Below are 12,453 nucleotides of genomic sequence, written 5' to 3'. Positions count from 1 at the left end.
GCCGGACGGGCGTTTCGGACGATGCCTGCCAACCGTCATCCACAGGAAGGTCCAGATGAGCGATAGCGTCACCCAATCCGCCGAGCAGCATGAAGGACATACGGCTTCCGGCCTCGGCATGCTGGTGGCCGCTGCGGGCGTGGTCTACGGCGATATCGGCACCAGCCCGTTGTACACCCTGAAGGAGGTCTTCTCCGCCCAGTACGGGGTTCAGGTCAACCACGACGGGGTTCTCGGCGTGCTGTCGCTGATCTTCTGGTCGCTGGTCTGGGTGGTGTCGATCAAGTACATGCTGTTCGTGCTGCGCGCCGACAACGACGGCGAAGGTGGCGCCATGGCCCTGACGGCGCTGGCGCAGCGGGCGGCCAGATCGCGTCCGCGGCTGAAGGTGGCGGTGCTGCTGCTGGGCCTGTTCGGTACGGCGCTGTTCTACGGCGACAGCATGATCACCCCGGCGATTTCGGTGCTCTCTGCCATCGAGGGTCTGGACCTGGCGTTCGAGGGCATCGGCCACTGGGTGGTGCCACTGTCACTGATCGTGCTGGTCGGGCTGTTCCTGATCCAGAAACACGGCACCGCACGCATCGGCATTCTCTTCGGCCCCATCATGGTGCTCTGGTTCAGTGTGCTGGGCGCCTTGGGTCTCTACGGCATCGTCCAGCAGCCGGAAGTGCTGAAGGCCGTCAACCCCTGGTGGTGCGTGCATTTCTTCATCACCCACCCGGGCGTCGGCGTGGCCATCCTCGGCGCCGTGGTACTGGCCTTGACCGGCGCCGAGGCCCTGTACGCCGATATGGGCCACTTCGGCCGCAAGCCCATCGCCCGCGCCTGGTTCTTCCTGGTACTGCCGGGCCTGGTGCTGAACTACTTCGGTCAGGGGGCCGCGATCCTTTCGGATGCCTCCGCTGCACGAAATCCCTTCTACCTGCTGGCGCCGGGCTGGGCACTGCTGCCGATGGTGCTGCTCTCCACCCTGGCCACGGTGATCGCCTCCCAGGCGGTGATTTCCGGGGCCTTCTCCCTGACCCGCCAAGCCATGCAGCTGGGCTACATCCCGCGGATGTTCGTGCAACACACCTCCCAGCAAGAGCAGGGACAGATCTACATCTCCGCCGTGAACTGGGCGCTGATGGTGGGCGTGGTGCTGCTGGTGCTGGGCTTCGAGTCGTCCGGTGCCCTGGCCTCGGCCTACGGTGTGGCGGTGACCGGCACCATGCTGATCACCACCCTGCTGGTTGCGGTGGTGATGCTGCTGCTGTGGAAAACCCCCTGGTGGCTGGCCTTGCCGGTGCTGCTGGGCTTCCTCTTCGTCGACAGCCTGTTCTTTGCCGCCAACGTGCCGAAGATAGTCCAGGGCGGTGCTTTCCCGGTGATCGCCGGTGCGGCGCTGTTCACCCTGATGACCACCTGGAAGCGCGGCAAGCAGATCGTTGTGGATCGCCTGGATGAAACTGCGCTGCCGTTGCCGCTGTTCATCAGCAGCATCCGCTCCCAGCCGCCGATCCGGGTGCAGGGCACGGCAGTGTTCCTTACTGCACGGCCGGACGCGGTGCCCCACGCGTTGCTGCACAACCTGCTGCATAACCAGGTGCTGCACGATCAGGTGGTGCTGCTGACGGTGGCGAGCGAGGACACGCCACGGGTCCCGGCGGAGCGGCGCTTCGAGGTGGATTCGTATGGAGACGGCTTCTTCCGGGTGATCCTGCACTTCGGTTTCATCGAAGAGCCGGACGTGCCGGCGGCGCTGAAGCTCTGCCACCTCAACGAGCTGGACTTCAGCCCGATGCGCACGACTTACTTCCTCAGCCGCGAGACGGTGATCCCCACCAAGCGCATCGGCATGGCGCGTTGGCGCGAGGCGCTGTTTGCCTTCCTGTTGAAGAACGCCAATAGCAACTTGAAGTTTTTCAACCTGCCGCTGAACCGGGTGATCGAGCTGGGGACGCAGGTGGAGATTTGAGAGGGTGTTGCCCTCTCCCTGAAGGGAGAGGGCTGCAGGGGAACTCAGCCGCGCCCCGGCATCATCCGCACGAGGGTGTTATCCCGCACGACGTAATGATGGAACAGTGCGGCCACGGCGTGCAGGCCGATCAGCCAGTAGCCGGCGGTGCCTGCCAGTTCGTGAAGTTCCTTGATGTCGCCGGCCAGTTCCTTGTTCGGACCGATCAGCGCTGGCAGCTCCATGCCGAAGAAGGGGATGGGCTTGCCGGCGGCGCTGAGGATCAGCCAGCCGGCCAGGGGCGCGCCGATCATCAGGGCGTAGAGGCCCAGGTGCATCAGCTTCGCCAGGGCGTTCTGCCAACCGGCGGGCTCCGGCTTGATGGCCGGGGTAGGGGAAATCATCCGGCCGATCACGCGCAGACCGACCAGGAAAAACACCGCAAGCCCGAGCATGAAGTGCCATTCCTTGAGCAGGTCGCGGGTTTCGCTGCCCTTGGGGAAATTGCCCTTGAGTTCAATGCAGGCGTACACGGCTGCGATCAGGATCAACATCAGCCAGTGCAGGGCGATGGACAGGTTCCCATAGCGGGAAGGCGCGTTCTTGAGACTCATCACGGTTCCTCTTTCTCGTCTTCAGGCGAAACGGTGGGCAGGATAACCGCAGTTTCTTAAGTGAATCTGAATCTGGATCAGGTTTCTGTCGGGCTACTCTGACGTTTCTCCACCGCTTTCAGCAGTTTCTCCGCCAATGCCGGGTAGTTCTCGTCGTAATGGTGCCCGCCGGGCAATTCCAGGTTTTCTCCGACGGCGCCGGCCTGGGTGCAGCCGCTTTCGTCCGCCTCGTCCTTGCCAAATACGCAGAGCACCTTGGCTGCCGGCAGTTTCGCCAGTTCCGGACCGGTGGCGGCTTCCTGGCCGGCCTTGCCGAGCCAGCCCTGCACCTCGATCTCGAAGCTGCCGCTGCGGGCCAGGGCCAGCAGGATGATGGCGTCCACCTGCTGTTGGTCGGCCTGGGGCAGGCGGTTGTAGAAGGCCGGCAAGACGTCGGCGCCAAAGGAGTAGCCCGCCAGCACGAAGCGCTTGGCACCCCATTTCTCGCGGTAGTCCTTCATCAACCGGCTGAGGTCGGCGGCGCCCTGTTCCGGGCTCTTGTGCTGCCAGAAGTAGCGCAGGGCGTCGATGCCCACCACCGGATAGTCTCGCTTGGCCATCTCGTCGGCCACGGCGCGGTCCAGGTCGCGCCAGCCGCCGTCGCCGGAATAGAACAGGGTGACGGTATCGACGTGCTGATCGGCGGGCACTTCCACCACGGGCAGAGGATCGCCCTGGCCCTGGAGCAGACCGGCCAGGCGCTGCTGCAGCAACTGGACCAGGCTGGTGTCGTAGTCGCTGATCAGGGTCTCGGCGTTGTCCTGGTTGCGGGCGAAGGCGGCACTGGGGTCGTCCGGGTTGTCATTCCAGGCGGCCAGCCAATGGCCGTGGGGGGCTTTTTGCGGGAGTGGGGCGGGGCAGTCCGGGCTGTCCAGGCTGAAGTCGATGGACAGGGCCTGGGCGTTGTCGTCGCCCTGGCCGGCCAGCCAGCGCCAGGCAAAGGTGGCGGCCGGGCCGATGCCGGCCACCAGCGTGGGTTCGCCGCCAAGGGTTTCCCGGGCCTGTTGCAGGCGCTGTTGCTGGGCTGCGCAGTCCTTGGCCGGCAGGTCCAGCTGCAGCAGCCGGGCATTGCTGCTGCGGGCCAGGACCAGCAGGTCGGCATCGGTCAGGCGCTGATCGCCGCTGGCCATCAGCAGGGCCCGGTGTTGCACGGCGCCAGCGGGGTTGGCCAGGGTCATGGGGCTGCCGTCGGCGGCCTTCAGGTGCTCCAGCTTTGCCTGGGGCGTGGGGCGGCTCCAGAGCAGCAGGAGCGCACCCACCAGCAGGACGATCAGGATCAGCAGCAGGTGTCGCCAGTTACGCTTGAGCATGGGCACCTCAACGTTTGACCAGACCTGTGAAACCGCCGGCGATCAGCGCAGCGGTATCGGCCAGCGCCACCAGCGGGTCGAGGCCGGCTGGCACCGCCATGTAGCGCGGCTCCCAGTCGGGCTGGAACTTCTCTTTGAAACGACGCAGGCCCTGGAAGTTATAGAACTGCTCGCCACGGCGGAAAACCAGGGCGCCGAGGCGCTGGGTCAGCGGCGCACCGCGCCGGGGTTGCAGGCCCGCCAGGGGCACCATGCCGAGGCTGAAGCGTGCGTGGCCGCGTTCCTTGTAATGGAGCAGCAGGCTGAGCATGAGGAATTCCATGGTCATTTTCGGCGCATGCGGGTGGACGCGCATCAGGTCGATACTGGCCAGGGTATTGCCTTCGGTTTCCAGCAGGTTGGCGAACGCCACCGGCTTGCCCTCGAAGTGGATGGTGGCGATGCGGAAGTGGTTCAGGTAGTCCGGGTCGAAGCGGCCGAGGGAGAAGCCTTTCTCCCGGGCCTGCTTGCCCTGCATCCAGGCTTCGGAAATGCTCCGCAGCGCGTCGAGGGGCGCGCTGCCGGCGTCGTGGATCTGCAGGCTGAGGCCATCACGTTGGCCTCGGCTGAGGGTGTAGCGCAGGTCCTTCATGGCCTTGTTCTTGGCCTCCAGATCGAAGCGGGTGAGGTCCACCCGTGCCTCTTCACCCAGCTTCAGGGCGGAGAGTCCGATATCCATGTAGTAAGGCAGGTTTTCCGCGCGCACCTGGTAGAACACCGGCCGCGCATGGTGAAAGTCGCAGAGGTCGCGGAACTGCCAGATCAGCTCGGCGCGGCGGGCGGCCGGGCCGATGGGGTCGAACAACGCCACCAGGCTGCGGCCGCGGCGGGCATACATCAGGAAGGCGTCGCCCTGGGGATGGAACAGCAGTGCCTTGTCGCCGGTGAGCACCAGGCCGCCATCGGGCTGGTCGGATTTCCAGACCACCTTGGCGGCGTTCTGCAGTTCTTCTTCCGTGGGTTCGTGGATGGTCGGCGGCACGGGGCGCAGCAGCCACACCAGTGCGATGGCGGCCAGCAGCAGGCCGCTGGCCAGGGAGGCACGCAGGGCGCGGGGGGCGTCGCCGTCCACTTCGAACTGCCACCAGAGCTCGTGGCTGTAGGGCACGTCCTGGAAGGCGAAGAACATCAGCCAGAGGGCCGCCAGCAAGACGCAGGCACTGGCCGCCAGGTTGATGGGCGAGAAGGGCATTTCCAGCAGGCGGCTGGGGCGGTAGAAGGCGTCGCGGAAGATGGCCAGGAGCACGGCGGTCATGGTCAGCAGGCTGGCTTCTTCCCAGTCGAAACCCTTGAGCAGCGACAGTCCGGCGCCCGCCAGCAGCAGCACCACCGTCAGTGCCCAGGCTGCCGATAGGCGATGGCGCAGGCCGTGGGCCAGCAGCAGGCAGAGCACGCCCACCAGGCTGGCGGCCAGGTGCGAGGCGTCGATCAGGCGGTGGGGAATCAGGAAACTCAGATGTTCCAGGCGGGTATCCACCGCCGGGGTGACGCCGGAGAACAGCAGCACCACGCCGGAGAGGAACACCAGCAGCGACAGCACCGGCGCCGCCAGGCCGGAGGCGGCGCGCAGGGCCTGGCGACCGGCGGGGAACAGGCGCTGGGCCTCGTTGGCCAGCAACAGCAGGCAGGCCAGCACCAGGGGCAGGCCGACGTAGGTCAGGCGGTAGAGCAGCAGGGCGGCGGCCAGCGGCGCCGCGCCCAACTGGCCGGCGAACGCAGCCAGCAGCACCGCCTCGAACACCCCGACGCCGCCGGGCACATGGCTGAGTACCCCGGCGGCCAGGGCCAGCATATACACCAGGAGGAAGGCGCCCAGGGGCGGCGCTTCCGGCAGCAGCACGTAAAGCACGCAGGCGGCGGCGCAGACGTCCACCACCGTGATCAGCAGTTGCAGGGCGGACAGGCGCAGTCCGGGGAGGCGCACGCTGCGGTTGCCCAGGCGGATGTCGATGCAGCCGGGTACCGTAGCCTCCGGCACCCGCAGGCGGGAGATCCAGAGCACCAGCAGGGCGGAAGCCAGCAGCACGGCGACGCCCAGGACGATCACCAGACTTTCCGGCAAGCCGAGGGCCAGGGAAGCGGCGGCGGGCGCGCTCAATGCCGCCAGGGCCGCCAGCGGAGGCAGGGCAGAGCCCAGGGCCAGGCTGGCGAACAGGGTGATGCGGGCGATGTCGCCGGCCCCCAGGTCATGGCGGCCATAGAGGCGGAAGCGGACCGAGCCGCCGGTGAGCATGGACAGCCCCACTGCGTTGCCGATGCCGGAGGCGCAGAAACTGCCGAGGGCCATGCGGTGCAAGGGCAGCTGTACGCCGGCGAAGCGGCAGCCGGACCATTCGTAACCGACGTAGGCGATGAAGCTGACAGCTGTCGCCCCCAGGGCCAGCAGGAGGCTGGTACCGGGGACCTCGCGGATGGCCGCGCGCAGTGCGTTGGGGTCGAGCTCCCGCAGCAGGTGCCAGCACGCCACCAGGCCGAGAATGAAGACCAGCAGGGTGAAGGCAATGACGATCCACTGCCGGTAGGCCGTCAGGCGATCCAGCCAGCGTAGGGGTGTGGATTCTTCGTTGTTGAGTTGGCCGTTAGCGGGGGTTTCCACTGGCGGGGTGTTGGCGCGCATCGAGCACCTCTGGGCAATGTGCGCCACTGAGTGTGGGCGGCTACCGCAAGTTCCAAGTGCCAGGCCGAATTTTTCTTTACGGGCAGCACGGCCGGGAGCCGGGTTCGAAATCGCCCGGCATCCCGCCAAGTCTAGGCAAGCGGGGCGCGCAGCGGCATCGGCGCGCCAGACGAGGGCGGGGAAGGGTGGCAATTTGTCGCGGCGGGGCGGTCAGTCAGTGCCAGGCCGAGCGGGTCTCCCAGTCGCGGAACTGCTCGGCGGGAATCGGCCGGCTGATCCTGTAGCCCTGGGCGATATCGCAACCGTACTGCCCAAGCTGGTTGAAGGTGAGCTGGTCTTCCACGCCTTCGGCCACCACCGTCAGGTCCAGGTTGTGGGCCAGCTCGATGATGGAGCGGACGATCTTGGCCGAGCCGTCGTTGCTGGTCATGTGGGTGACGAAGGACTGGTCGATCTTCAGCGAGTCCACCGGCAGTTTCTGCAAGTAGGCCAGGGAGGAGTAGCCGGTGCCGAAATCATCGATGGTCAGGCGGGCGTCCAGGTCCTTGAGGGCGGAGAGGGTTTGCAGGGAGGCCACCGGGTCTTCCATCAGGGCGCTTTCGGTCAGCTCGAATTCGATCCACTCGGGCCTGGCACCCCAGGTGGCGAAGGAGCCCTGTATACGATCCAGCAGCCTGGGATCACGCAGGTCATGGGCCGAGAGGTTGACCGAGACGGGGCGTTCATCACCCTCTTCGTGCCAGGCGTAGCACTGGCCGAGGGCGGTATCCAGCACCCAGAGGGTCAGCGGGGTGATCAGTCCGGTGTTCTCCGCCAGGCGGACGAACTCGTCCGGCGGCATCATCCCGTGCTGCGGGTGACGCCAGCGCACCAGCGCTTCGGTGCCGCAGACCCGGTTGCTGGCGATCTCCACCTTGGGCTGGTAGTAGAGCAGCAGCTCGTTGCGGTCGATGGCGCGGCGCAGGTCACCCATCAGTGTCAGATGTTGGGCGCATTCCTGGTCGAGGCCCCCCTGGAACACGGCGAATCCGCCATTGGTGCGCTTGGCCTGCTCCATGGCGCTGCCCGACCGCCGGATCAGGGCCTCAGGCGCCGTACCGTGGCCTGGATAAAGGGCGATGCCGATGCTGGCGCGGGCTTCCAGATAGAGGCCGGAGAGTTCTACCGGGTCATAGAGGGCGGTGAGTATCTGCTTGGCCAACTGGGAGGCGTGTTCGGCGCCGCCGTTGGGCATGAGCACGGCAAACTCGCATTCGCCCATCCGTGCCACGGTACGCTCCGCGCCCACCACTTGTTTCAGGCGGGTGGCGATCTCCAGTTGCAGACGGTCGCCTTCGCGGTAACCAAGGGTTTCATTGATTTCCTGGTTGCGGGCGATTTCCAGGTGCAGCAGGCCGAACGGACGGCGTTCCTGGCGGGCATTGGCGATGGCGGCATCCAGCAATTCCCGCAGGCGCAACCGGTTGGGTAGGCCGGTCAGGGCGTCTTCATAGGCCATGCGGCGGATGGTGGCTTCGGCTTCTTCGGCCCGGGCGCGGGTGCGCAGGGTGGCGATACCGAAGCCCAGGTCGTGGGCCATGGCCAGCAGCAATTCCACTTCTTTATCTTCGAAGGCATCGGCCCGGGCCGCCATGATCACCAGCATGCCCACCAGGCTTTCCTCCACTTGCAGGGGGAGCGCCATGGAGGCGGCAAAGCCGAATTCGCGGGCTTCCTCGTGGAGTGCGGCGGTCGGGGTGTTGAGCAGGTCGCGCATCACCAGCGGATTTCCCGCCTGCAGGGCTGTCTCCAGTTCGCCATGGAAGCTGCCTTCATGACGGCCCGCGCCCCAACCCTGGCAGATGCCATTGGCGGCGTGGCAGGCCATCACCTTGTAGGGCTGGACCGGATTGTCCTGGCGATAGTCCACCCAGGCCTGGCGATAGCCGCATTCGTCCACCAGTACCCGGCAGATCTCCGCCAGCAGCGGCTTCTCGCTGGTTGCATGGATCACGGCGTGGTTGACCGCCACGCGGGTGGACAGCGCGCGGTTGAGGGATTCCACCTGCAGTTCGGCCTGCCGGCGCCGAGCCTTGCCGCGCAGGGCCTGGAGGCCGAAAGCGAGATCGTCGGCGGCTTCGCTGAGCAATTCCAGTTCGCGCTCGCCGAAGGCGTCCGGCTCCTTGGCGCAGATGGCGAGGGCGCCGAAAATCTGGCCGTCCACCCGCAGGGGCAGGGACAGCACCGAGGCAATACCGTGGGTGATGGCGCTGTCTCGCCAGGGATTGAGCCTGGGATCGGTGAGGATGTTGCGGGTGATGGTCGGGGCTCCGGTACGGATAGCTGTGCCGGTGGTGCCGCGTCCGCGCTCACGGTCCGCCCAGGTGATGTTCAGCGAGTCCACATAGGCCTGGTCGAGCCCGGCATGGGCCAAAGGTGTCACTGACTGTGCTTCATCATTCTCAGCGCGGCCGACCCAGGCCATGCGATAGCCGCCTTCCTCCACCACCACCCTGCAGATTTCCTGGAACAGGAAGCACGGGTCCTCGGCGCGCAGCAGGGCCCGGTTGCAGCCGCTGAGGGTGCGCAGGGCGCGGTTCAGGTATTCGACTTCCTCGCTGGACGCGCATTGCCTGGCCATGACCAACCTCCACCTCGTGGATGGGTGCGCTTCAAGTATAGAGGTCGAGGTTTGTCCGGACCGGGGCCAGACCGGCAGCCCGGACGGACGGGGAGGGGCCTTTCCGGGGTTGCTTGCGATAGACGCGGCGGGAGGCGGGCGCTATTCCGTGCTCGTTTCGCCGCTCGAGGAGAGGGGCTGCTGCTTGATGCAGAAGAGGATCATCTTGAAATCGGAGCCCCAGTCGCGCTCGCATTGCTCCCGGACCGGGCCGCTGTAGCGGGCGAGGGTCTGGGCGGCCTGTCGCTGCTCCTCCATGCACAGGGAACGCATGGCATCACCACTCCATTTGGACTGGCAATGGGCCGCGATGGCGGATTCATCTGCGTGGCTGGTGGAGATGGCACCTGCCGCAAAGATTGCAGCGATGAAGGGCAGGCTGATTCTGGACGACATGGATACGTTCCTCTTCCCTTGAAATGTCAGCCCTCCCTGGCCAGCGAATGAACATGCAGCGATATGGAGTCGCGATCATGAGGCGAATGATGCGGCGGCGGCTCCGGGCTCGGTAGGTGACAAAGCGGCCGGTCGCTGCCAGCACGCGTGCATAGCAAAGTAGACGCTTCCCGGCCATTCGTCATGGCGGCCGAGATCAATTACATGCTGTTGAGCGGGGGCGGATGATGCACGCCCCTTGTCCGTCAGGACAAGCGAAGGCGATACACGGCGAGGTCATTGCGTGGGAGTGGAGCAGATAGCAGAAGGCCCCGATTGGTTTTCCAATCGGGGCCTTCTCTTTGTCTGGTTGCGGGAGCTGGATTTGAACCAACGACCTTCGGGTTATGAGCCCGACGAGCTACCAGACTGCTCCATCCCGCGGCGGCAATTCTACAGTTCTGCGGGGCGCTGTCAAACGATTTATTTCATTTAAATCAAATATTTATTTCAGCCCAAACGAAAAAGGCCACTCCGAAGAGTGGCCTTTTGGAAAACTGGTTGCGGGAGCTGGATTTGAACCAACGACCTTCGGGTTATGAGCCCGACGAGCTACCAGACTGCTCCATCCCGCGGCGGCAATTCTACAGTTCTGCGAGGCGCTGTCAAACGATTTCTCGGAAAAATTCTTTTTCACTCAAATATTTAGCAATCAGGGGCGCTCTGCGGACGCCGTCCAATGCTGCGCTAGAGCGGCTGGAGAGGGGGCTGGCTGCGGTATCATCGCCTGCTACTCGAACCGTTCTCGCGCCACGACCTTCATGCCGCAACGAAAGATCATCCACATTGACTGCGACTGCTTCTACGCCGCCATCGAGATGCGCGATGACCCCAGTCTGGCGGGAAAACCCCTGGCGGTCGGAGGCTCGCCGGACAAGCGGGGGGTGGTTGCGACCTGCAATTACGACGCTCGCGCCTATGGCGTGCGTTCAGCGATGCCGATGCGCACCGCCGTGAAGCTGTGCCCGGACCTGACCATCGTCCGGCCGCGCATGGACGCCTACAGGGCGGTGTCGCGGCAGATTCACCAGATCTTCCGCGACTACACCGAGATCATCGAGCCGCTGTCCCTGGACGAGGCCTACCTGGACGTTTCCGACAGTCCGCATTTCAACGGCAGCGCCACGCGCATCGCTCAGGATATCCGCCGGCGGGTGGCGGCGGAGCTGCATATCACGGTCTCGGCTGGGGTGGCGCCGAACAAGTTCCTGGCCAAGATCGCCAGCGACTGGCGCAAGCCCGATGGCCTGTTCGTGGTCACCCCGGACCAGGTGGACGAGTTCGTCGCCGCCTTGCCGGTGAGTAAGCTCCACGGGGTGGGCAAGGTGACGGCGGAGAAGCTGGCGCGCCTCGGCGTGCGCACCTGCGCTGACCTGCGGGAATGGAACAAGCTGGCGCTGGCGCGGGAGTTCGGCAGTTTCGGCGAGCGCCTCTACAACCTGGCGCGGGGGCAGGACGATCGCGGCGTGCAGGTGGACAGCCGTCGCCAGTCCATCAGCGTCGAAAACACCTACGACCACGACCTGCCGAACCTGGACGCCTGCCTGGAGCAGCTGCCGGCGCTGCTGGACGAGCTACGGGGGCGCATGGCGCGGCTGGACAGCAGCTACAAGCCGGACAAGCCCTTCGTGAAGCTGAAGTTCCATGACTTCACCCAGACCACGCTGGAACAGGCTGGCGCCCGCCGTGATCTGGAGAGTTACCGGCAATTGCTCACCACTGCTTTTGCCCGAGGGGACAAGCCGGTTCGGTTGATCGGGGTGGGGGTGAGGCTGCAGGACCTGCGGGGCGCACACGAGCAGCTCAACCTGTTCTGACGCACGCCTGCTTTTCTGTAGGAGCGAATTCATTCGCCAAGCAGGCCGAAGGTCTGCCCCTGCAAGATGGGGCAGCGCTGCTGCCCTTGGCGAATGAATTCGCCCCTACAAAGGGCCGGTTCGACTTCGGCGAGGCCTTCAGCCTTCCACCGGCCACAGCCGGATCGGCTTGCCTTCGGCCGGCCACAGACGCAGTTGGTCGATGGGGGAAATGTCCCAGCGCTGGACCTTGCCCAGGGCGTCGAGGAAGTGCTGTTCCTGCTCCATCAGGGCGGGGGCGCACATCTTGCGGGTGCTGCCGGCGGCGCCGAAGCTGAGCTTGTCGCCTTCCAGGCTGTAGGACGCGAACCAGTGGTTGCAGCCCGCATTGCCGTAAGCACGGTTGTCGTCGCCCAGGGTGATGGTCAGGTGGCTGTTGTCGATCAGCGGGCGTTCGCCGACCCATTCAACCTGGTAGGTCGTGCCGGTTTCCAGTTGCGGGCGATCGGTCGCGCAGCCAGTCACGGCGGCGGCCAGTGCGGCCAGCAGCAGGGCGTTCCGGGTCATTGACTGTCCTCCGTGCGGCAGTTCGGGCAGAAGTGCTGGCCGGCCTTGCTGCGCCAACCCAGTTCGGCGAGGCGCGCTTCGGCGGCGGGGGCCTGGGCCTGCTTGCCGAGGCCGCCGTCCACGGCGAACTCGAAGTCCAGGCGGGTGCCGCAGGCATCGCAGTCCACGTGCCAGTTGTGAATCGAAAGCTCCTTGAATACCGGGCCCTTCGCCACCGCCAGCCACTGGCCGGGTGGATTGATCAGGTGGCGCACCTTGTCCACGGTCAGGCGCATGCTGAGGTCGCGGCTCCCCTTGAGGGTGACCAGCAGGGTGTCGCCGGCCTGGATGGAGCCGCCGGTACCGGTGACCTGGTACAGGCCCGGGGAGAGCGCGCGGCACTCGTTCAGGGTGTGGGCGGGGTTGAGCAGGGTGTAACGGAAATCGTGTTCGGCCATG

Annotated in this window: 9 protein-coding genes and 2 tRNA genes; 2 read left to right on the top strand and 9 right to left on the bottom strand. The window is 65.7% G+C overall.

Annotation, left to right across the window (positions count from 1 at the left end; all coding sequences use genetic code 11):
* Positions 1-55: 55 nt before the first annotated feature.
* Positions 56-1,960 carry a potassium transporter Kup gene (locus TQ98_RS20940; RefSeq protein WP_044873817.1) on the top strand — a complete coding sequence of 635 codons (1,905 nt, stop codon included), beginning with the start codon at positions 56-58 and terminating at the stop codon, positions 1,958-1,960.
* A gap of 44 nt (positions 1,961-2,004) precedes the next feature.
* Here the strand turns inward: TQ98_RS20940 and TQ98_RS20935 are convergent, their stop codons facing one another.
* The 7 genes from TQ98_RS20935 to TQ98_RS20905 all read right to left on the bottom strand — a co-directional run bounded on the left by TQ98_RS20935 (position 2,005) and on the right by TQ98_RS20905 (position 10,227).
* Positions 2,005-2,553 (bottom strand): cytochrome b, encoded by a 549-nt coding sequence (locus TQ98_RS20935; protein WP_044873818.1) that lies wholly within the window; start codon positions 2,551-2,553, stop codon positions 2,005-2,007.
* Between the two features lie 77 nt (positions 2,554-2,630).
* Complete coding sequence (locus tag TQ98_RS20930) at positions 2,631-3,902, bottom strand: AcvB/VirJ family lysyl-phosphatidylglycerol hydrolase (RefSeq protein ID WP_082073267.1); 1,272 nt, start codon at positions 3,900-3,902, stop codon at positions 2,631-2,633.
* Positions 3,903-3,909: 7 nt separating this feature from the next.
* Positions 3,910-6,558: a bifunctional lysylphosphatidylglycerol flippase/synthetase MprF gene (gene mprF, locus TQ98_RS20925; RefSeq protein WP_103103033.1), complete on the bottom strand. Its 2,649-nt coding sequence runs from the start codon at positions 6,556-6,558 to the stop codon at positions 3,910-3,912.
* A 214-nt stretch (positions 6,559-6,772) separates the two neighbouring features.
* Positions 6,773-9,178, bottom strand: a complete 2,406-nt coding sequence (locus TQ98_RS20920; protein WP_044873822.1) for an EAL domain-containing protein — start codon at positions 9,176-9,178, stop codon at positions 6,773-6,775.
* A 141-nt stretch (positions 9,179-9,319) separates the two neighbouring features.
* Complete coding sequence (locus TQ98_RS20915; protein ID WP_044873823.1) at positions 9,320-9,613, bottom strand: hypothetical protein; 294 nt, start codon at positions 9,611-9,613, stop codon at positions 9,320-9,322.
* Positions 9,614-9,959: 346 nt separating this feature from the next.
* Positions 9,960-10,036 (bottom strand) — tRNA-Met (locus TQ98_RS20910).
* Positions 10,037-10,150: 114 nt separating this feature from the next.
* Positions 10,151-10,227: transfer RNA gene (locus tag TQ98_RS20905), tRNA-Met, on the bottom strand.
* A gap of 186 nt (positions 10,228-10,413) precedes the next feature.
* Between TQ98_RS20905 and dinB the strand changes: the two genes are divergently transcribed.
* Entirely contained in the window at positions 10,414-11,469 is a 1,056-nt protein-coding gene (gene dinB, locus TQ98_RS20900; protein WP_044873824.1) for a DNA polymerase IV, read from the top strand.
* A gap of 138 nt (positions 11,470-11,607) precedes the next feature.
* On the opposite strand, the gene TQ98_RS20895 is transcribed toward dinB, so the two are convergent.
* Both TQ98_RS20895 and TQ98_RS20890 read right to left on the bottom strand, forming a co-directional pair.
* Entirely contained in the window at positions 11,608-12,015 is a 408-nt protein-coding gene (locus TQ98_RS20895) for an META domain-containing protein (RefSeq protein ID WP_044873825.1), read from the bottom strand.
* Positions 12,012-12,452 (bottom strand): hypothetical protein, encoded by a 441-nt coding sequence (locus TQ98_RS20890; RefSeq protein ID WP_044873826.1) that lies wholly within the window; start codon positions 12,450-12,452, stop codon positions 12,012-12,014. Before TQ98_RS20890 ends, TQ98_RS20895 begins: the two co-directional genes overlap by 4 nt.
* Position 12,453: the final 1 nt, after the last annotated feature.

It is taken from the genome of Pseudomonas sp. LFM046 (genome assembly GCF_000949385.2).
In the GTDB taxonomy this organism is placed as follows: Bacteria; Pseudomonadota; Gammaproteobacteria; order Pseudomonadales; family Pseudomonadaceae; genus Metapseudomonas.
Note: the sequence above shows the minus strand (reverse complement) of the source record. Positions and strands in the feature narration are given on the sequence as shown.